The following is a 25,004-nucleotide window of genomic DNA, read 5'->3' as shown; positions in this document are numbered from 1 at the left end:
TTATCAAGGGGGGCATCTGATAATTTTTAACGCCTACATACTTATCGAAAAATTATTGGCTGATTATCGTATCAACTGGCTTTTGTCTGTGATTTTACTCACAGTGTTATCCCTGTATTATCACAGTTGTCACTTGACCAAAACTTGAACAGTAGTTAGGTGTTAAAAACTGTCAGATACCGCGCTTAATAAGGGAGAATCTGCACCCCCGTTATCAAGGGAGGCAGGGAGGATACATCTTCAATTTAATTATAACCAGCTACTTGTTAGTATAATAAAGGTAACCATTCTTAGATGGACTGGCTTATGAACAATCGTTTATGCCTTCACCTGATGGCTAATAGGGAAAAAGGGTTTGCCTTGCCCCTTGCCGTGTTAATTGGACTTATCCTGATGGTGACAGGAATGACTATGATCATGCGCGCCCAAGGGGACCAATCGAAAGTAATTGCCCAAAAAGTCCGGGCTGATGCTTTAACAAGTTCCGAAACTGGAGTGGCTCGCGTGCAGGATTTACTTAATAGCGTGCGAGTTATGGCGACGGTTGATAGTAATTGTACTTCCGGTGGCGATTGTTGGCAGAACGCCGAAGTGGTTGCTAATCCCAGTACCAATTTACAAAGACATTTAAAAAAATTAGTCGACGCCGCTTCCTCCTGCAGTAATCCCAACGATGCTGATACCTTGACGGCAAAAATCAATGAATTAAGAGGTTTGAGCGCAAATACATGGTTTGAGCTCGGTAATAATCGTTATTATCGCGTGGTTGGATACGATTATAGTACTGGTCCTGGTAAGGGAGTTCTCACCCTCGAAGGACGTTCTCGCATCAGTGCCGCAACAGACCTAACTAACACTGGTCCGGATATAGATAGTGACGATAATGCCGCCTCCCGTAACCGCGTGGTGGTAACTATCCCTATTCTTGATGCCCCTCGCCCCGCATTTAACCGCACCACGGTCCCAGCTTTATGGATAAGTGAAGGAACGGCGGACGATGGTGCTAGATTTCAAGGGGATGTGGTGGAGGAGGTGGTGAGTCCAGAATGTGAGGCTGAACAAGATAAGATTGAACCGCCCACACCCGCACTCAATCCCCCCTACACGGCACAATTTGTCGATGTCCCTTTCCCCAATTTACCGCCGATTCCCACTGGCCTTCGCGATGAGCAGAAAAACCTGGCACTTACCAGTTCTGAAACTTTTCCCAGAACGGGAGACACAGCATCTCCCAGCGGAGTGTACGAGTATATCGTTGATAATATCAACTTGGATGAGGAAGATGACGAGAAGATTACCATTACTCCGGGGCAACGGGTAGTTTTCTATGTTAGAGGTAATATTAACGGTGCCATCGAACACGACTGTGGTAGTGTGACTGGCTGTAAACCGGGCAATCTACAAATTTATGCCGATAATGGATTAGGTTCCGCTGCGCCGCAAATTTGTCTGAGAGGAGACCAAACACTACAAGCGTTTATCTTTGCTCCTGACTATTCCCTCGGTAAAACCGGTACTGGTACTTTCATCGGTGCTGCCTGGGGTAAAAATTGGGGCGAAATTACAGACTGTGACTCAAATAGCGGTGCTGTTGCTGTGACCCAAGGGGTAGAATGGACTGAATTAATCTATGACCTGAAACCCCAATTTCCCCAACTTGATAAGATTGCCAATTGGTGTGAGGAACCCATCGATACCGCTCCGGATGAATCTGAGTGTGATTAATTTCCCGACTCCTTCACCCTCTCCCAGTCCCTAAAAAAGTTTAACTTATCGGGTTGATGGGGGGGGTTGAGGATTTCGGTTCAGGACAGGTTTTATTGGTGAAATCACAGCGATAAATTGCCGGTTTTTGCCAACTGAGGGGAATTTCCAGCAAATCCCTCGAACCAGTCATGGCTTGTCCCAGAAAGAGAGCCAGAGCGATACAATTGAGAATTGTATGGGCGATGCGCCAACGATGGGAACGGTCTTTATAGATATCTTCGACAATGGCCAGAGAGAAAATCATCAGTAATGATGCCGCCATGCCGATATAGTAGTGAGACCAGTACCATTGGTCCGAGAGTCGCCAGACCCCATCCTGAGAACCGATAATAATTAAACCGATGCCAGTCAAGGTGGCAAAAATTCCGCGCCAGAGAGCTTGTCTAGCGCGGTAGAGACAGACCAAAGAGGCAATGGTGACAAAAAACATCAAAATCACAAAAATGACCTGAAAGGAGTCTAATTTTCCGTCTTTTTGTTTATCGACAAAACCATTAAAACCGTAAACGACCGAGTAAGCTAGTGCTAACAGGTTAACCCCTACCACTGTACCCGTTAACCAGCGGCCTAAGCGTAGATGTTCTGGCCCGACCATTGGGGGAATTTTACTTTTATTTCCCGCGTTGGTTTCTAGGCGACGTTGACGGGTTTGCCAAGCAAAGTTAACTACGAGGCCGATAATAGGGAAAACGACCACTATCGCTAGGATAGGATGAATGAGAGCCAGAAAATCGACGAATTGCATATAAGTATCCCGAAAATCGTCAGCAGAAAATCGTCAACAGTTGACAAGCTATAGCCTTGTTTTTTTTAGCTTATCGCAGATATCAGGAGGCAGGAGATAGGGTGATAGGGTGATAGGGTTTTGGGGTGATAGGGTGATAGGGATTTAGGGGTTTAGGGAAATTTCCTCCAAATGCTCCACTTCCCCATTTCCCCACTTCCCCATCTCCCCACTTCCCACTCCCTTCTCCCCAATTCATAATTCATAATTCATAATTCCCATTTCCCCACTACCCCACTACCCCACTACCCCACTTCCCCATCTCCCCACTTCCCACTCCCTTCTCCCCAATTCATAATTCATAATTCATAATTCATAATTCCCATCTCCCCACTTCCCCACTACCCCATTTCCCCACTACCCCACTACCCACTCCCTTCTCCCCAATTCATAATTCATAATTCATAATTCATAATTCATAATTCATAATTCCCATCTCCCCACTACCCCACTACCCCACTTCCCCATTTCGGACTAGGAACCTCTTTGATAATCGGCTAATCTAAAAGCAGCAATCCCTAGATTCAATCCTGACTATGAAACTACAAGAACTTTTAACAACTATCCCTCTGGTTTCCCCGATTTCTTCTCCTATCGCTTCTATTACCGAGATTACAGGAATTTCTACCAATTCCCATGCTTGTCAACCGGGAGATTTATTTATCGGTTTACCCGGTACTCGCGTCGATGGCGGCGAATTTTGGCGTTCTGCTTTGGAAAGCGGGGCCGTAGCGGCGCTTATCTCCCCGGCAGCCGCTGCTAAATTTCCCCCCCCGGAGGATGCTTGCGTAATCGTTGTGGCAGATTTAGTTACTGCCACTGCTGCGATCGCTGCTAAATTCTATCATTATCCGGCCTTTACCCTAAAATTAATCGGTGTGACGGGAACCAACGGCAAAACCACCACCACCCATTTAATTGAATATTTTCTCAGCCAAGCGGGGATTGCCACCGCGTTATTCGGGACTCTTTACACCCGTTGGCAAGGATTCCAAGAAACCGCTAATCATACCACCCCTTTCGCTAACGAGTTACAAGCTAGTTTAGCCAAAGCGGTGAGCGCCGGCAATGAAATCGCCGTCATGGAAGTTAGTTCCCATGCACTGGCCCAGGGACGGGTACAGGGTTGTACTTTTCCCGTGACGGTATTTACTAATCTCACCCGGGACCATCTCGATTATCACCTCGACATGGAGGATTATTTTGCCGCTAAAGCTAAATTATTTAGTCCCGATTATCTGCAAGGTAAGGCGATTATTAACCTTGATGATGCCTATGGTCAACGTTTAGCGGCCTCCCTCTCTCCCCAACAGGTTTTAACCTATAGTGTGTCCGATGCTAGTGCCGATTTTTATACTAAGGATTTACACTATCAACCCACGGGAGTGGAAGGGGTGATGGTGACTCCCCAAGGAGAAATAGCCTTTGCTTCCCCTCTGGTGGGTCAATATAATCTAGCTAACCTCTTAGCGGCGGTGGCGGCAGTGTTAGAATGTGGTGTAGATTTAGAGACAGTAATCGCCCAAATTCCCCAGTTTTCAGGAGTACCGGGGCGGATGGAACGGGTTAGCATCGCGCCTGACCAAGATATCAGCGTCATTGTCGATTATGCCCATACTCCCGACAGTTTAGAGAATGTTTTAAAAGCTTCCCGGCCTTTTATTTCCGGTCGGATGATTTGTGTTTTTGGTTGTGGCGGCGATCGAGATCGGACAAAACGACCGTTAATGGGGAAAATAGCGGCAGAATTAGCAGATTTAGCCATAGTTACCTCCGATAATCCCCGCACAGAGTCTCCCGAACGAATCCTTGAGGATATTATCGCTGGCATTCCCCCAGAAATTACCGTGCAGGTAATTAGCGATCGCGCTTTGGCCATTGACACGGCGATTCAAGCAGCACAACCGGGAGACGGGGTAATTATTGCGGGTAAAGGTCATGAAGATTATCAAATTTTGGGGACGGAAAAAATCCATTTCGATGACCGCGAACAGGCCCGGGCCGCTTTGATGAAAGTGAAAAGGTGATTAGCGGTGATGAATTATCAACAAAAGCTAACATTAGTTGACAATTGACACCAGTAGCCAATTTTAAAATCTGTGATAAACTGGGGAGGATTAGGTAAGAATCCCAGTTAAGGAGCAACCCCTGTCTTGATAAGTTGCCCCTGCGTTAACTAAGCAATGACACAAAAAAGGCGCTGTTTTAGTCGATAACCAAAACGACACAAGCGCTTTGATTGTCTCAGTCCTCTGGTTTGAGACTTTGGGAGATGCCCCCTCTCGAGGAGAATGAGAATCTCCTAAAAGTGCATTGTTAGTAAGCTAAGACGCATTTAAAGTGCTTATTCTTAAGATTAGCCGAATCTCCCTCAATCCCTTTACTGTTGCCTCTTGCCTCTTGCCTCTTGCCTCGTCTCAACAAGCAATTTAAATTACGAACAGCTTATCTGTTAGCCAAAAAGTATCGGTCAATTGGTGACTCTCGATGACCTACTGCCTTAATCCCAACTGTTCTCAACCGAAAAACGACCCGACAGCGTTAATCTGCGCGAGTTGCGGCTCAAAACTTCTTCTGCACGACCGCTATCAAACCCTAGGCATTTTGGCGAAAGGAGGGTTTGGGACAACTTTTGTCTCATCGGATTTGTCCCTACCGGGTAAACCCCTATGTGTGGTCAAACAACTGCGACCTTCCACTGACGATCCTAATGTTTTTGCCATGGCCAGGGAACTTTTTGACCGAGAAGCCGAAACCTTGGCAAAACTGGGCGTTCATCCGCAGATTCCCCGATTATTGGACTATTTTGAAGATAATCAACAGTTTTATCTAGTTCAAGAATACGTTAAAGGTCATAACCTGCACCAAGAGGTAAAAAAACGCGGACCGTTTAGCGAAGCGGGAGTCAAACAGTTTTTAAGTGAACTGTTGCCAATTTTGCAATATGTCCACGAGCGAAAGGTAATTCATCGGGATATCAAACCCGCTAACCTAATTCGTCGGCAAACAGACCGAAAATTGGTTCTGATTGACTTTGGGGCCGTCAAAAATCAAGTTAATACCGTCATTGCCAATGCCGATTCTCAAACCGCTTTGACTAATTTTGCCGTGGGGACCCAAGGTTTTGCCCCTCCCGAACAGATGGCTATGCGTCCCGTCTATGCTAGTGATATCTACGCAGTGGGAGTTACCTGTCTCTATCTACTCACGGGCAAATCCCCTAAAGCGATCGAAGTTGATGTTAATACAGGTGAATTACTCTGGGAAAAATTAGTCCAGGTGAGTCCCCAGTTTGCTAAAGTCCTGAAAAGAATGCTGGAAGTCTCTGTCCGTCATCGCTACAAATCCGCCCAAGAGGTAATGGATGCTTTAGACATGACCGCTTATGCCGATAGTCTAGCCCAAAGTTTAATCGCTGCTCCAGTGGGGACTCCCCTGAAACCTCCAGAAGATTCAAGTCCGATGGGTAATTTCTCCGTTTCTGCCCCTCTCAATTCTAAATTTCGCCCCAAAAATAAAAATCGGGAGGCCTCTCCAAATAATATGCTGGACGGACAGATGGCTCTTCAAATAATTAATACAAATGTATTATCCAGGGGTCAAGCCCGCAGCAGCACAGATATAACCTTACTGAAGAAAAAACGTCGCTTAGATGAAAAAGCGATTCTCGATGCTTACAATAACGGCCGGCGCAATTTCGCCCAAGAGGAATTACCGAATCTCAATCTTGCCAAAGCAAAACTTTTGGGCGTAAATTTCTGTCAATCCAAATTAACAGGAGCTAATTTACAAGGGGCAGATCTGTCCAAGGCGGATCTAGGCCGGGCTAATCTCAGTCAAGCTATTCTCAAAAGTACCAATTTAAATAATGCCTATCTCGGTTATGCAGACCTCGAAGGAGCCGATTTACGCGGGGCGAATCTTATCGGAGCCAATCTTCGCTATGCTCATCTCAAAAACGCTAATCTTTGCGGTGCTAATCTCTCTGATGCCCAAGTAACTCCAGAACAAATCGCCCTAGCAAAAACCAATTGGTTAACAGTTATGCCCAATGGTAAACGCAGTTCCTGGTAATCTTTCCTTATGAATTATGAATTATGAATTATAAATTGGGGAGCAGGGAGCTTTTTTCAGTGCTCAGTCAACAGTAATCAGTGAAAAGACAGGAGGAAACTTCTATTTAATACTGTCACTTAAAACTCAAATCTGATCACTGACAACTGATACTAAATCCGTTGAGTATATGCTACATATCAGGAGAGGCAAGAGGCAGAAGGCAAGAGGCAGAAGGCAAGAGGCAAAAGGCAAAAGGGGGAATAAATAATCAGTTTTTAATAACCGAATTTAGTATGATAACTGATAACTGATATTTAATACTGTCACTTAAAACTCAAATCTGATCACTGATAACTGATAACTGATATTTAATACTCTCACTTAAAACTCAAATCTGATCACTGACAACTTACCCACTGATAACTGATAACTGATAACTGATAACTGATTTAACCGCGGCTTTCCTTAAAGGTTTTGTAGGCGGTTTCGGAGTCGAAAATATGGCAATAATCAACAATTCGTTTCATTAATGGCCAAGAAAACTCAGTTTCTTTTAGGTGACTACCCCAATTTTCTTGGAGACTAGCGTGAACTTTGCGGAGGTTATAGGAAGGAATCGCCGTCGAGATATGATGGGGGATATGGACATTAATATCGTGACAGAGAATTTCTACCCAACGGGGATAGCTACAGTGAACCGTTCCTTCTAGTTGCGCTAAAGCTTGATTCCAGTCCTCGGGATGGAAAAATTGAATATCGGGATCCGTGTGATGGACAAGGGTAAAGGTACTCATCCAAAAATGATAGACAAACCAAGGCACCACCCAAAATTTAACCAATCCCCAGACACCAGTGTAGAAAATGAGGGTTGGGAAAAAAATAGCGCCAAAAACCAGAACTACAATCATCGAAAAGCGCGCTTTTTCCCGTTCGTTCTCCTTGAATTGTTCGATATTGAAGTGTAGAATAGCCCAGTGGGCGATCGAACCGAGCCACCAGAAACGTCCGCGAATGCCGCGATAAAAGAGACGCACTAGGGGATTGGCCGAGTTAAAAGCTTCTAATTCCCACGGATCCCAAGCATTATCTATAGTTACCATGTTAGTTTTAGCATGATGGCGATCGTGCAGGAAACGCCAGCAGTGGAAGGGATAGATAAGCGGTAACAGGAAAATATGACCGACAAGATCATTAACCCAGCGTCGATTAGAAAAAGACCGATGACCGCAATCATGCGCGATCACAAAAAATCCCGTTAAGGCTGTACCAGTGAAAATCCAAGCTAAAGGCAGTAAATACCAGGGAGAATAAACTAGCATCGCATAACCCGCAATTACCGCCAAAATATTCATAATCACTCCCAACCAAGCCTTAACAGGGTCTTTCTGGAAATATTCTTTGGGAATGCTTTTAATAATATCTTTCAGTTTAAAGTCTGGCTCGATCGAGGTGATCAACTCCCCAGGCAATTTATCCGTCGTTGCCGTCATGAAATCTCCAATTACACTTAGGTGAACCTTTGACAAGAAATCAGCTAGGAGGTTTGGCTAAATTCTGCTCCCTACCACAAGCCAATTTTTTTGTCAATATATTTTGAACTTTAATTAATAAACTTCTGCGAAGCTTAATAATCCTTTACTTTATATACCATAAGAGGAGATTTTCTGTTTTGGCAAAATTTGACTTTTGCCTCTTGCCTCTTGCCTTTTGCCTCCTGACTGGAAAGAGGGTGTGGGGTGTAGGGTGTGGGGTGTCGGGTGTAGGGAAGGAAATCTCTTTCCTCTGTGGGGGTGAAAATTTTTTCATCGGGACTGACTAGAAAATGATAACGCAACTAAAAAGCGTTATGAACGATTTGGCCGCTGTCTTCAAGGATAACAGCCAGATTTACCCGTATTTTAGACCAATTTAAGAAACAACCGCCAAAGACTCAAGAGTAACTTGATAACCAAGCTTCTCCAAACTTTTAACCAGACGTTTTTTCGCACTTTCGGGTCGTTATTGGTCAAAATAATCAGCCCCTAAATCTAGGGAAGGTTCTTGACGAGAGATAAGATGATACTAAATCTGGTTATTAAAAACTGATTAAGTACCTAAGCAAAATTAATTACACATATCTAAACACCTCTTGCCTCTTGCATGAGTGCCTATCTTCACTAGGAAATTAATTTTGCACGACTACTTATTTATTCTCCGTTTTGCATGAGTGCCTCTTGCATGAGTGCCTGTCCTGATATGTAGCCTATACTCAAAGGATTTAGTATGATAAGCAATCACCAGGATAGAATGAGCGACAGCAACGGCAGCAGGTTTTTGCCCCGACGCGCACTCAGACGGCAATACTGGGCAGCTAAGCTAAGTAGGGGCTGCTGAAAAAGTTTTTCAGCAGCCCCTACTTATGACTAATGTTCTCTCACCTGATCTGATGGCTGATTACTGATAACTGATTACTGGTCTTTGTTTCCTGAACCAGCGCCGCGATATTTGAGAGATGAGGAGCGAATTGGGTTAGCTACCCTGGGATTATTGGTGATTTTAACCTCCGCACCGCGATATTTACCCCCTCGCTCCTTGACAGGAGCCTCGGCGACTGTTGGCTCCCTATAGGTGGCGCCACGGTACTTTTTCTCGCCGGCGGTTTCTGGAGTGGAGACGAGGACATTTTTTTGCTCTTCTCGTCCTTGCCATAAAAATGTGACGACAATCACAACTGTCAAGAGAATTAATAGCTGAATCTGCCAAGGGGCTAAAACCAGACTCAACACTAAACTAATTACCGTGGCGGCACTGGCGAGATAAGCGATCTCATCGCTGGACTTCTGCCAGAAATAGGCAGCCAAGGCAGCGGTGAACAGTGGTAATAAAAACAAATAGGACATTCTGGATACACCTTGTCACGCTAGTGAACCAATCTCCCTATATATTACCTCCCTAGCTTCGATCGGCGAAAAATATTAACTCAGCTTATGCAACATATAAGTTTTATTTTGTCAATCCTTCTTTACAATTTGTAAAAATATTGTTACATTTATTTACATGAACTAAAAGTTAAAGCAAAACAGCCAAGACAGCAAGCCAGTTCAGATTGTCTCGAGGAGTATCGGACAGAATATGATTCCTTGAGTCCGAGACAACGGTAAAAAACTTGGCCTACTAGCTTAAAAAAGTTTTCGGGGTTTGGGTTTGCCCCATTGACAGATTTGCTTGAGTTCTCCTACATAACTTAGCGCTACCTCGGCTGGACACCGAGGTTTTTTATTTTGTTACAGCGTTTTCGACTAAGTAAAACGTAGGCTCTCTTATTCTTTGTGTGATAAGTTTAGATTATCTAGAAGCGATCAATCTTTGTGTCCTTTGGGTCTTTGTGGTTCGTTCCAGTTGGTCTCGCGTAGCGAGCGCGTTGCGACCGCCAGCAGGAATGTACCCTATAATACATTTTACCCACCAAACCCAAGAGAGCCAAACGTAGATAAATTAATTGAGATTACCTACTTAATTAAAAATTAACTTCATTTTGATGCACGGAATCCAAATAAAACTTGATTACATCTTCCGATGCACCCTGACATTGCAACTGGCCTTTATTCAGCCAAATTGCTTGGTCACAGGACTCTTGAATTAAAGTCAAATCGTGGGAAACTACTAAAATAGTAGCGTTAGAATTCCAGAATTTTTTTAAACGTCGTTTACACTTATTTTTAAAACTTTCATCCCCGACGGAAAGGACTTCATCAAGAATAAGAATATCGGGGTGAACCTCTGTTGCGATCGCAAATCCTAAACGAGCCACCATCCCGGAAGAAAGAGATTTCACCGGCGCTCCCATGTATTCTTCTAATTCAGCAAAGTCGAGGATATCTTTGGTTTTTTCCTTCATTTCCTGACGAGAAAATCCCAGCATTACCCCATAGAGAATAATATTATCTTTTACTGGTAGATCTGGATCGAAACCCGCTCCTAATTCAATTAGAGAAGCAATTTGTCCCCTAACTCTCACCTGTCCCTTTGTCGGTTCCAGAATACCACAAATAACTTTTAAGAGAGTAGATTTTCCTGCGCCATTAGCTCCAATGATACCTAACTTTGCTCCAGAATTAATGACTAAATCTATATCATCTAGCACTAATTTTTTGGCCGGTTGACGATATTTACCTTCAAGAATAGAGAAGATTGTCCTTTTTAGATCGTAGGAAAATTCTTCTTGAGTGCGTCTTTGGAGAGACACTTGATCGAGTCGAATTACTTCTGTCATTTATAATAAATCCATAAATAAATGTCGCCAGAGTCGGAAGCAAGTCCAACCAATTCCTAAGATGATGATCCCACCGAGTAGAGATTGAAATATCAAACCAAAATCTGGTAATCCGGGAGAAAGGGACAATTGGCGAATACTTTCAATTACCGGTAATAATGGGTTTAATAGCAGAAATGGTTGTACGGAAGGAGGAATAATTTCCGGGGGATAGAAAATCGGGCTGCTAATCCAAGCGACAAAACAAACAATTTCGTAAAAATAGGGTAAATCTCTGAAGAAAACGTAGAGGGTACTGACAAAGAAACCCACTCCCGTGCAAACCAGAGAAAGACCGATCACAGGAAAAATCAGAGCAATTACATTAATTAAACTTTGAGATTTCCAGAGAGTCACTATAGCCAAAAGGGGAAAGATACTAATAGCAAATTGAAAAATATTTGCCACTACCATGGAAAGGGGAAAAATGCTAACTGGCAGACGAATTTTATTTAAAATACTGCCATTACTAACGATGCTAGGTAAAGCTTGGTTAGTGGAAGCATTAAAGAAATTTATTACTACTAAACCAGTGAAAGCCGCTAGGACATAGTTAACTAGAGAATTATCAAAATAAGAGGCGAAAACCGTGCCGAAAATTGCCGTGTATAGTGCAGTCATAATCAGGGGATTTAACAAGGACCAGTAAACCCCCAGAAAAGAACCCCGATAGCGTCCCTTGAGATTACGTTCCACTAAAACACTAAGCAATTCGTAATATCGCCGCACTGTTGACCATCTAGTTTTTGCTTGGAGATCGGTCATAGGGATAATTGTCATCTCGTCAGTATTCAGTGCCTCATTCTAAACGATTACCGTCAATTTTGTCTATCGATCAACGGGGGACTCTAGTTTTTATCCAGTTTCCGACGACTCTCCCTCTAGGAAAAAAGTTCCCCCACTAGGTCATTTATCTGGCTCAAAAAGCTTAAAAACCGCTAAAAGCCTCTTTTTTTAGGGTTGAATTCGGTTTTTAGGCACAGCCTCAGCTAATTGACCTAGACTCTAAGTTGTTAAGTATTTAAATTGCTTGTTGAGACGAGGCAAGAGGCAAAAGGCAACAGTAAAGCGATTGGGGGAGGTTCGGATAATCTAAGAATAAGCGGTTTAAATGCGTCTTAGCTTAAAAGTCAATAAATGCCAATTTAAACACAGCTAATCTCCGAAAAACCGCAGTCAAAAACCGAACGCCGAATAATTTCCCAACAGCTAAAACCAGAATTTAATCTAATTGATGTCCCGTCAGTTCCACAAAGATATCTTCGAGGTTGGAAGGGCGGCACATTACTCCAGTTTTATCACTCAAAGTGTCCAGATAAGAGTTAGCATCGGCCACAGTGGGGAAGAATTTATAATCGATTTTATCGCCAACTTGTTTGATAACTAAACCCTCGCCATACTTAGCACGAAAATCCGCTAGAGTTCCTAATTCGATTAATTTGCCCCCATCCATAATGCCAATTCTGCCTGGTTTTCCTGCGGCGTTATCCTGACAGAGAAATTCCACTTCTTCCATGTAGTGAGTGGTTAACAAAATTGTCATTCCTTGCTGGTTTAAATCGCGAATTACTTCCCACAAACGACGACGATTTTGGGGATCTAAACCCACAGTTGGTTCATCGAGAAAGAGGATTTTTGGTTCGTGAAGAAGGGCGCGAGCAATCTGTAAACGTCGTTTCATCCCTCCGGACAGAGTTTTGGCCAGGGCAGATTTTCGATCGCTTAAACTGACATAATCTAAATAGCGATCGATTAATTCCTGTCTCTGGGGATTGGGGATATGGTGCATCCGGCCGTGAAATTCCAGATTTTCCCAGACGGTTAATTCCCCATCAACGCTAATCTGTTGCAAGACTACCCCTATATTTCTTTTCACCTGATCGCGGTATTTTTTCACATTATACCCCGCCACTTCGATTTCTCCTTGACTTGCTTCGGTTAGGGTGATAATCATGCGGATTGTCGTCGATTTTCCCGCACCGTTGGGACCGAGTAAACCAAAGATTTCCCCTTTTTCGATGGCAAAGGAAAGCTCGTTAACTACTGGCAGATTGTTATAGATTTTAGAAACGCGATCGAGAGCAATAGCGGCGGTCATAGTTACAAAAGTTAATATTCCAGCTATGGATTAGTGTAACCGAATTAGTCTAACTCGACGGCGATTTTATCCTCCCCCCTCGGGTTCATCCTATCGACTTTGGTTTGACATCTTCACAATCAGATTAGAATACGAATGAAAAATCTTGACTTTGCCGGTATCCGATGGGAGTTTTTCTGCCAATTCTCTGTTTATGTCTAGGAATAGGGGAATTTTTCCTCAATCCCCCCATTAGTCTCGGTAATTCCCCCCCCGCAACCACGGTAATCCGAACGGAAACCCGTTTGCTGCTGAATTTAAAAAAAAGACGGGTTTTTGTTTACCAAGGACAGAAAATAATTGCATCTTACCCAGTGGCGATCGGTCGTCCGGGTTGGGAAACCCCGACGGGACAATTTAGGGTGATTCAGATGGTGCGGGAACCGGTCTGGGAACATCCTTTCACCGGGCAACTGGTCCCATCGGGAAAAAACAACCCCTTAGGGGCGCGTTGGATCGGATTTTGGACTGATGGTGCCAATTTTATCGGTTTTCACGGTACACCCCAAGAAAATCTCATCGGCCGGGCCGTCTCCCACGGTTGCGTTAGGATGCGCGATCGAGATATAAAGGCTTTATTTGAAAAGGTACAAATCGGCACTTCGGTGATAGTAGTCGCTCAATAGAAACAATGGGAAATTTTTTCCCATTCACCAACACTTTACCCGATGATGTGGAGAGAGCCGTCTTAACCAGTAATTTAGATAGTCAACAGTTTAAAATGAGAGAAACTGAGCAAAGAGGATAATCGGTGAATATTATTGAACTAATCGGGATCGTGGCGGGAATATTAACCACTGTCTCCTTTTTACCCCAAGTGATTAAAACTTGGCGTTATCGTTCGGCTAAGGACTTGTCCCTAACTATGTTTATTTGCTTTTGTCTGGGGGTTTTTCTTTGGCTCATCTACGGTCTTTATATGAGCAGTAAACCGATTATTATCGCTAATTTTGTGACTTTTATCTTAGCGGGGACAATTCTCTATTTTAAGATTAAATATGATTAAAATAACTGACAATCCCTTGCGGCCCTATTGGCTCACGTCATGACAATTCTACAATTTATTGGGCCATCTAGGGGCGCGGATAGGATTTTTAGGTTAATTTATTGTTAAGATAATCATCTTTGACCATTGAGACCAAATTTGGGGTCAAGAAACATGAGCAATCGCATCGAGTGGATTAATGCCCTATCAACCCGTCCCTCCCTAGAAGCGGCGGTGACGGAGGTAGTAGAAAAAGTGCAAGATAAGCTAGTTGGATCGGCAGATCTAGCCATAATTTTTATTTCTTCTGCCTATGCCAGCGACTATCCCCGTTTAGTTCCCTTAATCTTGGATAAACTCCCCGTTCCTGTGCTGATCGGCTGCGGTGGGGCGGGGATTGTCGGCATGGGTGAGAGGGAAAAAGCGCGAGAAATCGAAGCGAGTCCGGCTTTAAGTCTCACCGTCGCCCATTTGCCGGATGTGGAAGTGCAGCCCTTTTATATCGAAGCGGCGGAAATGCCCGATCTCGACAGTTCCCCCTCTAGTTGGACAGAATTATTAGGGGTAGAAGCGGCCAAAAATCCCCAATTTATCCTTTTAGCCGATCCTTTTTCCAGTCGCATCAATGATCTGTTAGAGGGTTTGGATTTTGCCTACCCCGGTTCGGCCAAAATCGGCGGTTTAGTCAGTGGCGGCATGATCGAACGTTCTGGGGGTCTATTCTACCACGATCAACAAAAACCCCGTAATAGCTATCTCTATCGTCAGGGAACCGTAGGAATTGCCCTTTCTGGCAATATTATCGTCGAAACTATCGTCGCCCAGGGTTGTCGTCCCATTGGACCGATTTATCAGGTAAGTGAGGGAGAACGCAATATTATCATCTCCATGACCGGTAAAGGGGCCGATGGGACTCCCCAACCACCTTTAAATCTACTGCGGGATTTAATTGCCTCCTTGAGCGAAAAAGACCGAGAATTAGCGCAACACTCCCTTTTTATCGGTATTGCTAGGGATGAGTTTAAAATGCAGTTGCGGGCCGGGGATTTCTTAATTCGCAATGTTTTGGGAGTAGATCCTCGCCAAGGTGCGATCGCAATTGGCGATCGAGTGCGTCCGGGGCAGCGGGTACAATTTCACCTGCGCGATGCCGACACTTCCGCTCTAGATTTAGAATTACTTCTGCAAGCTTTTCCCCGAGAAAAACCCGACAGTTCAGAGGTACTAGGTGCTTTAATCTTTTCCTGTCTCGGCCGCGGGGAAAATCTCTACGAAAAACCGGACTTTGATTCGGGTCTTTTTCAGCGTTATTTCGCCAATGTTCCCCTCGCTGGCTTCTTTTGCAACGGAGAAATCGGGCCGGTGGCCGGTCGCACTTTTTTACACGGTTATACCTCGGCTTTTGCCCTCTTTCGTCAGGGAATTTAATGCTATACTAAATATTTAGTACGCTAGGGAGTAGAACGATGATAAAGGCGATATCTTTCTCTGAGTCGGAGATTATCTATCCCGATAGTGATGGTAAACCGATGGCCGATAATACCAAACAGTTTCGCTGGATTGTGACGATTAAGGAAAATCTCGAATGTTTATTCGCAGACAATGACCATGTGTTTATCGCCGGCGATCTGTTGTGGTATCCCGTCGAGGGGGATAATAAAACCTGTCAAGCGCCGGATGCTATGGTGGTGTTTGGCAGACCCAAGGGCGATCGAGGTTCCTATAAGCAATGGTTAGAGGACGAGATTGCGCCGCAGGTGGTCTTTGAAATTCTCTCTCCGGGCAACACAAAAGCGGAAATGCGCCGAAAATGGCAATTTTATCAGCGTTTTGGCGTAGAAGAATATTATCTCTACGATCCCGATGCTAATGATCTACAGGGTTGGTGGCGCAGGGGTGATCAATTGGAGATGATTGCCGCGATCGATAATTGGCAGAGTCCGCTTCTACAGATTCGTTTTCAACTGGAGAGTCCCCAGTTAGCTATTTTTTATCCCGATGGCTCGCGGTTTTTGACCACCCTAGAAATCAAGCAAAAAGCGGAATTAGCCGAACAAAGGGCTAGGACCGCCGAACAGCAAGCCCAACAGGAACGGCAACGGGCCCGGGAAGCTGAGGCAAAATTAGCCCGCATAGAGGCGCAATTACGGGCAATAGGGATTAATCTAGAGGAAAGCTAACGAGAGGTGGGAAGGACGGGATTTAACCAGTGGAGAATCTCATCTTTGAGACGGGAATTATCCCGGGCAAGTCCCTGTTTTAACCATTGGCCGATCGCATCAAGGGGAGTAAATACTTCTCCGGTTTGCCAACTGACATCTTGACTCAAGGGAGTGAGATGATTACCCGGGAGAGTTCGCAGGGCAATTAAATCATTAAAGCGTTTTTTTAGCAGGGGATTTAATACCAGAGATTGATCGATCGTGTCGTCTTGAAAACGGATTAAAAGATTGCGACGAATGGCATAATCTTGGAAAATTAACTCGTTTGTTTCTTCGGGGGAAGGGGTAAATTCAAGGTTAAAAGTGGTGTCAATTTGCAAAGGTTCGATAAAGGGAATAGCCCGACGAATCGGATAATTATTAAAGGAAATGAGGATATTTCCTTCCCGTTCCACTTCGTAGAGACTACCGATTAATAAATGCAGTTTACACCCCATACTGTGACCCAATCCGTAGATGGGGAGATAACCTTGGGGCAGACTATGATTCCAGCGCAGACGTTCAATAATATTATCAAAACGGTTTAAAACTGTGCGGGCGATCGATTTGTGATCGAGGGTATTAACAAAGGGAGTGGCAACAATAGCATATCCTGAATTCCCAAGACTTTCTAATAACCAACGATAGGTAATATTGGGGGCTGCCGCTACAAATGCCCCCCCTAAAAAGTGAATGATACCCCGGGGACGACGGGGGAGAAAAACCCAATTACCCGCTATTTCTTGCCAATTCATAATTAGTTATCAGTGAATTAATAAATTAGTCACTCACCAAATAAACACCACTTCATATTATAGTAAATCCTGTGGAAAAGGGATAGGAGATTAGCCAGAGATTGGCCCGGCTGGATAAGGATAACTGCTTGCCCAAGTCATCAAAGATCGGGATGAATAGTTCTAGGCCAGTTTTTTCTTAATAAAAGCCACTAATTGAGACATTTGTTTTTTGATAGTTTCCATTTCTGTTTGCATTTGGGCAATTTGGGACTGGAGAGTCTGAATATCGGTGCTATAATCCCCGGTGAGTTCCTCTAGTTTCGGGTTAGAAACTGTTGGTTTGGGAGAATATTGTTTGGCCTTGGCCATCGCTTCTTTAATCGCTTGTAGCAATTGTTTTTGGTCGAAAGGCTTCTCAATAAAGGCAAAATGCTGGAAAGGTTCGGGGATTTTCTCTACTACCTCCTCTTTCCGTCCCGACATCAACACTAGGGGGATACTTTTGAGATTATCTTCGGTTTGGATTTGCTGAAACACCTCCCAACCGCTCATTTTTGGGAGAAGGAAGTCCAAAATAATCAAATTCGGGTTTTCGGTGCGGATGAGATGATAGCCATCTAATCCGTCTTTCGCTTCGAGGAATTCAAAGTTACCCTCCGGTAACATATCGCGAACGTGCATCCTGATCACTTTACTGTCATCGATAACGAGAATTTTATGATTTGACACGATAGACACCATAGAAAAGAGACAATGGATAAACTCGATGATTCGAGGGGATATTGGGGGAAACTTTCGGGATAGGGATTGAGGATTCCCCAAAAACCCTTAGAAACTAAGATACACCATAAAGAAAAAACCTCGGTTAATGTCCGAGGCTGCTGTTGTAGGAGAACTCAATGCAAAACAAAAGGAAGATACCAAAACCAAAGAGGTTTTCATCGGTAGATCACCTTTGTTGTCCCATTGTAACCCCTGTTTAAGCGTATCGGGATGAACTAGCACTTTTTAGGGCTAAATAACCTAAACCGAGACATAAAAGCGCATTTACGCCCAAAAATGCCTGGGCGATCCTACCAGAACCTAACCAGACCAGAGTAGGATCGATAACGGCGCTGATCCCTAAAGTCACCGCCATGGCTAAACTTACCCCCACCGCTAACCATTTTGCTTGAGTATGACCTAAAAGCAGGGCAATCAGGACAAAAGGCAGGATAACACTGGCAAAAAGCGGATTAAGGGCAGAACTGCCCTGAATAACGCCTCCTAGGTCAGAAAGAGAACTCCCCATGACTCGGAAAGGCCATTGGGGTAAATCGAAGATATAAAGACCTCTGAGGAAAAATAAGCCAGAACTACCAAAAATTAGACCAGCATTCAAAAATCCGTTCCAGGAGAAGGGAAAATAATTTCTCAGCCACCAAGCGAGGAGATAAGAACCCAAAACCATGGCCATTTTGGGCAAAACCGCCACCGCACCGCCATCAATCCAGAAACGGGGATTGAGATAACCGTTATCGCGCAACCAACGCCAAAAATCCCGGAAAGTAATCTGTCCTTTGAGGGCCAATTGTAGGGCATTGCCCGCGTCTAATTGTCCGGCCCCAAAATGATTAAAGGGATCATCATTGATCTTACGGGCTGACTGTTGCAAAACCTCTAAAACTGCACTGGGTTCTTTAATTCCCGCAGCTTTGATTAAAGCTACCACCCCAGCAACGTGAGGGGCTGCCATGCTGGTTCCCTGAAAACCGAGGAACGCCGGTTCCCCCCCGTTAGCGGGATCGATGGTTTCTTGGATAATTTTACCCGTATCGGAGCCGCCTGGGGCAGCAATATCGACTCCGGCCCCGAAATTAGAATAGGGGGCTTTATTTCCGGAGGCATCTACCGCAGAAACGCCGATAACGTGGGGAAAACGGGCAGGATAGGCGGCGGAATTATCATCGGCATTACCGGCGGCGGCGACGATTACCACACCTTTACTATAGGCATATTCGATCGCCTCTTTCATTACTTGGGTTTCCCCTCCACCCCCTAAACTCATATTGATGACATCGGCTTTATTATCGACGGCAAAACGGATCGCTTCGGCGATATCTGCCACGGTTCCCCCACCCGTCCCGGAAAGCACCTTGAGGGGCATAATTTTGGCTTTGTAGGCGATGCCAGCCACCCCGTAGTTATTATTGGTCGATTGAGCAATTGTTCCCGCTACATGGGTTCCGTGACCGTTATCGTCCTCGGCATTGCTGCGATCGTTGACGAAGTCGTAGCCTTCCACAAACTCGGTTTCTCGCAGATCGGGAACTTTTGATACACCTGTATCAATAACGGCGACGGTGATCCCCTGTCCCTGATTTTCTTCCCAAGCGCGTTCGATGTTTATCCCCCTTAGGTTCCACTGTTTGCTATAGTTGGGGTCGTTAGGGGCGATAAAAGCATGATAAATATAATCGGGTTCGATCGATTCGGTGTATTTTTTTAGGTCGGAATTGCGGAGAGTTTTCAGAAGTTTGCTATCTCCTTCCACGGTGTAAAGATGTTCATCGATGGAAAAAATACTATTTAAACTGGTGGTTTTTCCCGCTTTTTTGTTGATAGCATTTAACTGCTCATCGAGGACGCTGACGGGTACATCGTCCTTAAAGTCGATTAAAATTGATTGATATTCGCCCCGATTGGCTAATCCAGTAAAGTTAAAGAGAGCAAATCCTAGACCGATAATGAATAGGGTTAACAATAAAAGTTTTTTCATAGATTTCCTAAGAATTGAGCATTGCCAGCCAAGGTTTTTGGGGTTTTGATGAGAGAATCTGAGGGAAGTTCCCCTGACAAAAAAGTCCCCTGTTGTTTATTTTAAGCTCGATCGCCGATCGCTGTTAATTGCCGACTGGCAAAAATAGCTTCATAGTGGCGATAATGTTTAAATTCGAGGAGGTTATAGAAGGGATCCTCCAGAAAGAAGGTTTTATGTTCGGTTATCTCCCCATGAAAGCGAGTTTTTGGTTCTAGATAAAATTTTAGTTGCTTGACTCGTGCTTGTGCGAGAAGATTGTCCCAATCCCTGGCATCCGGCAGAATTAGACCAAAATGGCGAGGATAAATGCTATTTTGGCGAGTAAGAGGCATTTCAGTGACGTGAGCGACTACCTGATGACCATAGAAATTTAAGATTATCGCTTTCTCGGTTTCCCTTCCCGCTAAACAACCTAAACCATCACAGTAAAAGCTTTTAGCGGTGGACACATCGGTGATCGGAATAGCGAGATGAAAAATTGCAGGTTGATTCATGGCGATCGAGTTTATCGGCATTCTAATAGGTTCCATTGTAGCGATCGAGGGGCGACTCTTCCAGGAATTTTTTTTAATTGGCAATTACCTAGGATTGGCCGAATAAATCTCAAGACATCAAAAAGTGCTGGCCTTTGCAGTAATCGGGGGGGGAAATTAGGCACTTTTTCCCTGAAAATTAGGTAATTGACCCCCTGAAAATGGGTAAAACCCCACACCCCACACCCCACACCCCACCTAAAGACTTTGCGCGATTCTAAAACCAGCGTGTTGATAAAAATTCCGGCGAAACCAATTGCGATAGTAGGGTAGGATTTCTGTGCCGTTAGTCACCCAAGCTCCTCCTAACATCATTTTATGTTGACTATTAAAGAAAGGAGTGGAATTGTCAGCATATAGGTAATGGGGTTGAAAGTCAGTTAAGGGATTAAAATCATCTTCTAGCCATTCCCAGACGTTACCGCGTAAATCATAAATTTCTGAGTTATTACCAGCATTTTTTAACATTCCTACGGGAGTGGGAGAACAGAATTTTAAATTGAGGTTATAGTCCTCAAAGTTATCGTTTTCTAGGGTGTAATCTCGATTTTTTTGACTGCCATAGGTGACTAAATTCCACTCAGCTTCGGTCATTAAACGTATTCCTTGACCTTGAAAACGACAGTAGGCTATTGCTTCATAATAGTTAACTTCTACTGGCCAATCCAGAGGTAAATCGAAAACATCAAACATGGCTCGATATTGATAATTTCCTCCCTCATCTACCAGCCAAAATTTAGGATATTTGACTTGATAATGATTTTTCCATTGCCAAGCTTCCTCATCCCAATAGCAGGGATTTTCGTAGCCACCATCATGGACAAATTCTTTAAATTCTCCGTTGGTAATCATATATTTACTCACCAGAAAATTGTTAACTTGAACTTGACGATAACCATACTCGTTATCCCAACCATAAATAGGAGAATTTTGGGGTTTACCAATTTCTACCATTCCCCCAGAAACCTCCACCATTTGATTAGGATAAGCTTGACCAAAAGAAGGAGCATAATGCCAACCTGGAGGACGTTGCAGACAATCTAAGGGCAGTTGTCTGAGTAACATTGAAGATGTTTCAAAGTGAACACGCTGATGCTCAATTCCCATCATTAATGCCCAGAGAGAATGCTGAGGATGAATAGGAAGATTAAGGGGGATATTTTTAATTATTTCGACCACAATTTCCGAGACTTGTTGCCGATATTCCCAAACCTTAGCCACCCCAGGCCACTGAATTTGGGCGATAGCAGAGTTTAATTCTTCAGGAGTTGCTGGATCTACTCCCACTCCAAACAATAATTCGTAGTCAGGATTAGGGCTTTTTTTTAATAGGTTAACCAGCTGCAATTTATTCAGATAAAAAGCGGCAGCATGACCTAAATAAAAAATGAGGGGATTTCTTAAATCGTCAGGGTTACAGTAAAAAGCTTCTTCTTTGATGATGCTTTTTAACAGCATATCTTCTAATTGCCAAGCATTTTCAAAATAGTCTAGTATATTTTCTCGACTACAGTTGTTTAGAGAGATAGGAGCCTGTGCTTGCATCTTTTCCATGTTTTTATGCCTTTATTGCTGACCACAATGTTTTCATGATTTACAGAGATAATTGACAGAGAATTAAACCGAAGAAATTTTCAGTATCACTGAAAACCTTGAGGGGTTTTAATCCCTTTGATTCTAGGTCTTTTTCCATAGTTTCTAGGTTAAATTTACGGGAAATTTCCGTTAAAATACTTTCCGACGCTTGAAAATTAACCGTTAAATCGAGTTTTTTAAGATGAACAGAGTGAGTCTTTTGACAAATTAAATACATTTCAATTTGAGATTGATCTTGATTATAGATAGCTTGATGACTAAATAAATCAAGATTAAAATCAGCTTGAAAACGCCAATTTAAATGGGAAAGCATATTTAAATTAAAAGCGGCTGTCACCCCTTGAGCATCATTATAAGCTGCTTCTAAAATTGCCACTGGTTTTTGCAGATCAATCCCCAATAAAAAATAATCTCCAGCTTTTAAAACAGTAGCAATTTTTTCTAAGAATTTATCACATTCAGCCGCAGAAAAATTACCGATCGAACTTCCTAAGAAAAAAATCATTCTGGTCTTATAGGAAGGGTTTTGACAATAGGCTAGGGCCTGTTCATAGGTTCCAATTAACCCCTGAATGGGTAAATTAGGATATTCTTTTTGTAATTCTATGGCACTAGCTTTGAGAATAGTTTCACTAACATCAATAGGTAGATATTTAGAGGATTTTTGCTGGTGATAATAAGCATCCAATAACAGACGAGTTTTAGTGGAACTACCACTACCTAATTCGATCAATTCGCAAGCCCCTGTATAGGCGACAATTTCTTGAGCATATTCTTGGAGAATAGCCGCTTCTGTCCTAGTGGGATAGTATTCTGGCAATTGACAGATTGCTTCAAAAAGTTGGGAACCTTGCTGATCATAAAAATATTTAGATGGTAAACTTTTGGGGGTTTTAGTTAATCCTTCAATCACATCTTTTCCCTGATGTTTAACCATATTTTGACCAGTGGCAGCGGTAGCTAAATACTCAATTTGTAATAGTTCTTGGTTAGATGGGTTAAGTTGCATAGATTCTCCAGATTACTCTCCAGTTTTTTAATTGTTCTCGATCAATGCCGGGGAGAAAATCCACTTTGACAGCTTGAATACTGGCAGGGATTATCGTTCCCTGGTAATTTTACCACTAAAACGCCGCAAATTTACCTTTTGTCTAGATAGACAAAGTTTATGGATGGTCAATAAAAGCTGTTAAATTGATCCCTAGTAAGTTGATGTTATCTAAGCAAAATTACCAATTTAAGTAATCAGTAAAGACTGTATTTCCTCTAAAGTAAGATTTTCTTGAATATAGCGAGGGTTAAGGGGATGATAGGGACTGGCAAGACGATCTATCCTAATAATTGTCGCCGTTTCAGGAATAATCGGAATATCGGGATCGTAGGGGGTGCTGCGGGTAAGGGAACTAGAAAAACCTTTAAAAATAGAGATTTCTTCCTCCTCCCCATCCACAGTAATAGTCACCAATAAAACCTCCTGGGGATTTTTGAGGGTGTATTGTTCGAGTTGTTTACCAATATTCATAGAAAAATGGCTAATTATCGATAGCTAAAAACTTATTGTTGTAAAGCTGAACGGCCCTGTTTGCCGAGGCGAATAAGAAGAAAATGGGCAAAATAGAGAGTATAAAAAGAGAGACCAACCAAACCAAAAAAGCCCAAAACGTTAGCAGTAGCTTCTGAATGAAAAATCTCGCGAAACTGCCAGGGGGCTTCTTGCCAAACCTGGCAATAGGGAGAATTTAGCAATTCCCCTGACATAGCACAGGAGAGAAAAGGTAAGGTAGAAATCGCACCCAAAGGAGAATAGATAGTTACTGCCCAACGCCAAGCAGTGGTGACAAATTTAATCGGACTGGCGGGTAAATCTTTAATTTCATCGTTAATATCCACCCAAAACCAGAGGGAAATCGGGATTAAAATCTTCGCCAAAAAACTGGTGACAAAACCAATCGGCCAGGAAGCGATCATTAAATATACGGTAATTAATAAAAGACTAGCCACTCGCCAATAGATAATCAACAATTTCTGCAATGATTCGATTTTTGCAAATAAAGACCAAATCAACAAAATTGCCGGGATAATCACCGTAAATAGCACGGCTAAACGATAATCTATCCAAACGAGAGGACGAAACCAAAGCTGATTCATAAATTATTTAGACATAATGACAATTTGACGATCTCCGCTCTAAAGAGACAGGGATTTTTTATCGATTGAGTTTCCGTTAGCTGGCAGATTTCTCCAACTAGCCGAGAGGGAATCCCTCCCCCCCCTTGCCCCCCCGACGTCGGGGGGGCAAGGGGGGTGCGCGCGCCCCAGGCTACTTAATCCCTTTTGCAGAATGTTTACAGGGGCATTCCCGTCCCGACAAGACAGCTACAGTTAGCTTGCCATATTTATCCCCCAAATACTCCAGCCATTGCCTAAAAACAGACCATCCTGCAGCTGTTATTGACTTGGCTAAATGACGATTTTTGACCATGCCTCTAAGATTTAAGCCTGCATAGACTAAATAAGTGTTTCTAATTAAATTCCTTCATTAATGGCTTCTATCTGATTAGGTGTTGGCTTAACTTTGTATTCAAGGACAAACATTTTGACAATGCCTGACCGATTGTCAACATTTTAGCGCCAAAGAAATAGTAATGACAATATCACATCTTCAATCCCTCTTTACCCTGGCATGACCGGGAACCAGAAGTGGATTGTTATGATCGCTATCGGGTTTAGAACTACTTGACTATCGAAGCGGTGGTGCCGCTTTGAGTTGACAGTTAATTTGTACTTATTTGGCGATCGCGTTTCAGAGAAAGCGGCCCATCCATCCTCGCTATAACCGTCAGGTTTCCTAGATTCTAAGTGGCGCTCTGGATTAGCGCAAGCCAGAACTAGACCCGCAGTCATCGAGGGAAAAAAGGCAAAACGGAGAATAAAAAATCACTTTTTAATAACCAGATTGAGCATGAAATCCCTATTAGGGATTGAAAAACAATCAGCGATCGCAAGCTAACCCCTAAATAAGCCCCACAGTTTGCCTAATAGCTAGTGTATTCATAAGACCTCTTGTAAAAATCAAAAATTGTTGTTAGGGTTAGGAGTCAGGAGTCAGTAGTCAGT

At 43.4% G+C, this 25,004-nt stretch carries 21 protein-coding genes and 1 pseudogene; 7 read left to right on the top strand and 15 right to left on the bottom strand.

What is annotated here, in order from left to right; genetic code table 11:
- The first annotated feature begins 306 nt into the window (after positions 1-306).
- On the top strand, positions 307-1,725 hold the full coding sequence (locus tag MICAI_RS03090; RefSeq protein ID WP_008197557.1) for a hypothetical protein: 1,419 nt from the start codon (positions 307-309) through the stop codon (positions 1,723-1,725).
- Positions 1,726-1,765: 40 nt separating this feature from the next.
- Here MICAI_RS03090 and MICAI_RS03085 read toward each other — a convergent pair whose 3' ends face one another.
- Complete coding sequence (locus MICAI_RS03085) at positions 1,766-2,512, bottom strand: DUF4079 domain-containing protein (protein WP_008197555.1); 747 nt, start codon at positions 2,510-2,512, stop codon at positions 1,766-1,768.
- Positions 2,513-3,087: 575 nt separating this feature from the next.
- On the opposite strand from MICAI_RS03085, the gene MICAI_RS03080 reads away from it, so the two are divergent.
- Together MICAI_RS03080 and MICAI_RS03075 are read left to right on the top strand one after the other, a co-directional pair.
- Positions 3,088-4,578 carry a UDP-N-acetylmuramoyl-L-alanyl-D-glutamate--2,6-diaminopimelate ligase gene (locus MICAI_RS03080; RefSeq protein WP_008197553.1) on the top strand — a complete coding sequence of 497 codons (1,491 nt, stop codon included), beginning with the start codon at positions 3,088-3,090 and terminating at the stop codon, positions 4,576-4,578.
- Positions 4,579-5,038: 460 nt separating this feature from the next.
- Positions 5,039-6,625, top strand: a complete 1,587-nt coding sequence (locus tag MICAI_RS03075) for a serine/threonine-protein kinase (protein ID WP_008197551.1) — start codon at positions 5,039-5,041, stop codon at positions 6,623-6,625.
- Positions 6,626-7,056: 431 nt separating this feature from the next.
- On the opposite strand, the gene MICAI_RS03070 is transcribed toward MICAI_RS03075, so the two are convergent.
- From MICAI_RS03070 to MICAI_RS03050, 5 genes are all read right to left on the bottom strand, one after another.
- Positions 7,057-8,097 (bottom strand): fatty acid desaturase, encoded by a 1,041-nt coding sequence (locus tag MICAI_RS03070; protein WP_008197550.1) that lies wholly within the window; start codon positions 8,095-8,097, stop codon positions 7,057-7,059.
- Between the two features lie 957 nt (positions 8,098-9,054).
- Positions 9,055-9,486, bottom strand: coding sequence for a DUF4278 domain-containing protein (locus tag MICAI_RS03065; protein ID WP_008197548.1), 432 nt, complete (start codon positions 9,484-9,486; stop codon positions 9,055-9,057).
- Positions 9,487-10,103: 617 nt separating this feature from the next.
- Positions 10,104-10,859 (bottom strand): ABC transporter ATP-binding protein, encoded by a 756-nt coding sequence (locus tag MICAI_RS03060; RefSeq protein ID WP_008197546.1) that lies wholly within the window; start codon positions 10,857-10,859, stop codon positions 10,104-10,106.
- On the bottom strand, positions 10,860-11,663 hold the full coding sequence (locus MICAI_RS03055) for an ABC transporter permease (protein WP_008197544.1): 804 nt from the start codon (positions 11,661-11,663) through the stop codon (positions 10,860-10,862).
- Positions 11,664-12,120: 457 nt separating this feature from the next.
- Complete coding sequence (locus tag MICAI_RS03050) at positions 12,121-12,996, bottom strand: ABC transporter ATP-binding protein (protein WP_008197541.1); 876 nt, start codon at positions 12,994-12,996, stop codon at positions 12,121-12,123.
- A gap of 164 nt (positions 12,997-13,160) precedes the next feature.
- On the opposite strand from MICAI_RS03050, the gene MICAI_RS03045 reads away from it, so the two are divergent.
- From MICAI_RS03045 to MICAI_RS03030, 4 genes are all read left to right on the top strand, one after another.
- Positions 13,161-13,661 carry a L,D-transpeptidase gene (locus MICAI_RS03045; protein WP_008197539.1) on the top strand — a complete coding sequence of 167 codons (501 nt, stop codon included), beginning with the start codon at positions 13,161-13,163 and terminating at the stop codon, positions 13,659-13,661.
- Between the two features lie 125 nt (positions 13,662-13,786).
- Positions 13,787-14,041: a SemiSWEET transporter gene (locus tag MICAI_RS03040; RefSeq protein WP_008197533.1), complete on the top strand. Its 255-nt coding sequence runs from the start codon at positions 13,787-13,789 to the stop codon at positions 14,039-14,041.
- Between the two features lie 153 nt (positions 14,042-14,194).
- On the top strand, positions 14,195-15,448 hold the full coding sequence (locus tag MICAI_RS03035) for an FIST signal transduction protein (protein WP_008197531.1): 1,254 nt from the start codon (positions 14,195-14,197) through the stop codon (positions 15,446-15,448).
- Positions 15,449-15,486: 38 nt separating this feature from the next.
- On the top strand, positions 15,487-16,200 hold the full coding sequence (locus tag MICAI_RS03030; protein WP_008197529.1) for a Uma2 family endonuclease: 714 nt from the start codon (positions 15,487-15,489) through the stop codon (positions 16,198-16,200).
- Here MICAI_RS03030 and MICAI_RS03025 read toward each other — a convergent pair.
- The 9 genes and pseudogenes from MICAI_RS03025 to MICAI_RS26775 all read right to left on the bottom strand — a co-directional run.
- Positions 16,197-16,976 carry a DUF1350 family protein gene (locus MICAI_RS03025; protein ID WP_008197527.1) on the bottom strand — a complete coding sequence of 260 codons (780 nt, stop codon included), beginning with the start codon at positions 16,974-16,976 and terminating at the stop codon, positions 16,197-16,199. The genes MICAI_RS03030 and MICAI_RS03025 overlap by 4 nt on opposite strands.
- A 162-nt stretch (positions 16,977-17,138) precedes the next feature.
- Positions 17,139-17,687, bottom strand: a complete 549-nt coding sequence (locus tag MICAI_RS03020) for a response regulator (RefSeq protein ID WP_039899531.1) — start codon at positions 17,685-17,687, stop codon at positions 17,139-17,141.
- A 250-nt stretch (positions 17,688-17,937) separates the two neighbouring features.
- Positions 17,938-19,716: a S8 family peptidase gene (locus tag MICAI_RS03015; protein ID WP_008197523.1), complete on the bottom strand. Its 1,779-nt coding sequence runs from the start codon at positions 19,714-19,716 to the stop codon at positions 17,938-17,940.
- 101 nt (positions 19,717-19,817) lie between these two features.
- The gene (locus MICAI_RS03010) at positions 19,818-20,252 is read right to left on the bottom strand and encodes a VOC family protein (RefSeq protein WP_039899529.1); all 435 of its coding nucleotides are present in this window, start codon (positions 20,250-20,252) and stop codon (positions 19,818-19,820) included.
- Between the two features lie 237 nt (positions 20,253-20,489).
- Positions 20,490-21,845: a 5-histidylcysteine sulfoxide synthase gene (gene ovoA, locus MICAI_RS03005; protein WP_008197519.1), complete on the bottom strand. Its 1,356-nt coding sequence runs from the start codon at positions 21,843-21,845 to the stop codon at positions 20,490-20,492.
- 40 nt (positions 21,846-21,885) lie between these two features.
- Positions 21,886-22,896, bottom strand: a complete 1,011-nt coding sequence (gene egtD, locus MICAI_RS03000; RefSeq protein ID WP_008197517.1) for an L-histidine N(alpha)-methyltransferase — start codon at positions 22,894-22,896, stop codon at positions 21,886-21,888.
- 228 nt (positions 22,897-23,124) lie between these two features.
- Positions 23,125-23,409 (bottom strand): DUF7734 family protein, encoded by a 285-nt coding sequence (locus MICAI_RS02995; RefSeq protein ID WP_008197515.1) that lies wholly within the window; start codon positions 23,407-23,409, stop codon positions 23,125-23,127.
- Between the two features lie 32 nt (positions 23,410-23,441).
- Positions 23,442-24,035, bottom strand: a complete 594-nt coding sequence (locus MICAI_RS02990) for a DUF3177 family protein (protein ID WP_002740183.1) — start codon at positions 24,033-24,035, stop codon at positions 23,442-23,444.
- Positions 24,036-24,074: 39 nt separating this feature from the next.
- Positions 24,075-24,408: pseudogene (locus tag MICAI_RS26775) on the bottom strand (RNA-guided endonuclease TnpB family protein); the annotation flags it as partial.
- Between the last annotated feature and the right edge of the window lie 596 nt (positions 24,409-25,004).

Source organism: Microcystis sp. T1-4 (genome assembly GCF_000297435.1).
GTDB lineage: Bacteria > Cyanobacteriota > Cyanobacteriia > Cyanobacteriales > Microcystaceae > Microcystis.
The sequence above is the reverse complement of the archived record's forward strand: the minus strand, read 5'-3'. Positions and strand labels throughout refer to the sequence as shown.

What these genes read in the sequence shown, in the direction of transcription:
- MICAI_RS03090 (WP_008197557.1), top strand. Translation starts at nt 307, where the DNA reads ATGAACAATCGTTTATGCCTTCACCTGATGGCTAATAGGGAAAAAGGG.
- MICAI_RS03085 (WP_008197555.1), bottom strand. Translation starts at nt 2,512, where the DNA reads ATGCAATTCGTCGATTTTCTGGCTCTCATTCATCCTATCCTAGCGATA.
- MICAI_RS03080 (WP_008197553.1), top strand. Translation starts at nt 3,088, where the DNA reads ATGAAACTACAAGAACTTTTAACAACTATCCCTCTGGTTTCCCCGATT.
- MICAI_RS03075 (WP_008197551.1), top strand. Translation starts at nt 5,039, where the DNA reads ATGACCTACTGCCTTAATCCCAACTGTTCTCAACCGAAAAACGACCCG.
- MICAI_RS03070 (WP_008197550.1), bottom strand. Translation starts at nt 8,097, where the DNA reads ATGACGGCAACGACGGATAAATTGCCTGGGGAGTTGATCACCTCGATC.
- MICAI_RS03065 (WP_008197548.1), bottom strand. Translation starts at nt 9,486, where the DNA reads ATGTCCTATTTGTTTTTATTACCACTGTTCACCGCTGCCTTGGCTGCC.
- MICAI_RS03060 (WP_008197546.1), bottom strand. Translation starts at nt 10,859, where the DNA reads ATGACAGAAGTAATTCGACTCGATCAAGTGTCTCTCCAAAGACGCACT.
- MICAI_RS03055 (WP_008197544.1), bottom strand. Translation starts at nt 11,663, where the DNA reads ATGACCGATCTCCAAGCAAAAACTAGATGGTCAACAGTGCGGCGATAT.
- MICAI_RS03050 (WP_008197541.1), bottom strand. Translation starts at nt 12,996, where the DNA reads ATGACCGCCGCTATTGCTCTCGATCGCGTTTCTAAAATCTATAACAAT.
- MICAI_RS03045 (WP_008197539.1), top strand. Translation starts at nt 13,161, where the DNA reads ATGGGAGTTTTTCTGCCAATTCTCTGTTTATGTCTAGGAATAGGGGAA.
- MICAI_RS03035 (WP_008197531.1), top strand. Translation starts at nt 14,195, where the DNA reads ATGAGCAATCGCATCGAGTGGATTAATGCCCTATCAACCCGTCCCTCC.
- MICAI_RS03030 (WP_008197529.1), top strand. Translation starts at nt 15,487, where the DNA reads ATGATAAAGGCGATATCTTTCTCTGAGTCGGAGATTATCTATCCCGAT.
- MICAI_RS03025 (WP_008197527.1), bottom strand. Translation starts at nt 16,976, where the DNA reads ATGAATTGGCAAGAAATAGCGGGTAATTGGGTTTTTCTCCCCCGTCGT.
- MICAI_RS03015 (WP_008197523.1), bottom strand. Translation starts at nt 19,716, where the DNA reads ATGAAAAAACTTTTATTGTTAACCCTATTCATTATCGGTCTAGGATTT.
- MICAI_RS03010 (WP_039899529.1), bottom strand. Translation starts at nt 20,252, where the DNA reads ATGAATCAACCTGCAATTTTTCATCTCGCTATTCCGATCACCGATGTG.
- ovoA (WP_008197519.1), bottom strand. Translation starts at nt 21,845, where the DNA reads ATGGAAAAGATGCAAGCACAGGCTCCTATCTCTCTAAACAACTGTAGT.
- egtD (WP_008197517.1), bottom strand. Translation starts at nt 22,896, where the DNA reads ATGCAACTTAACCCATCTAACCAAGAACTATTACAAATTGAGTATTTA.
- MICAI_RS02995 (WP_008197515.1), bottom strand. Translation starts at nt 23,409, where the DNA reads ATGAATATTGGTAAACAACTCGAACAATACACCCTCAAAAATCCCCAG.
- MICAI_RS02990 (WP_002740183.1), bottom strand. Translation starts at nt 24,035, where the DNA reads ATGAATCAGCTTTGGTTTCGTCCTCTCGTTTGGATAGATTATCGTTTA.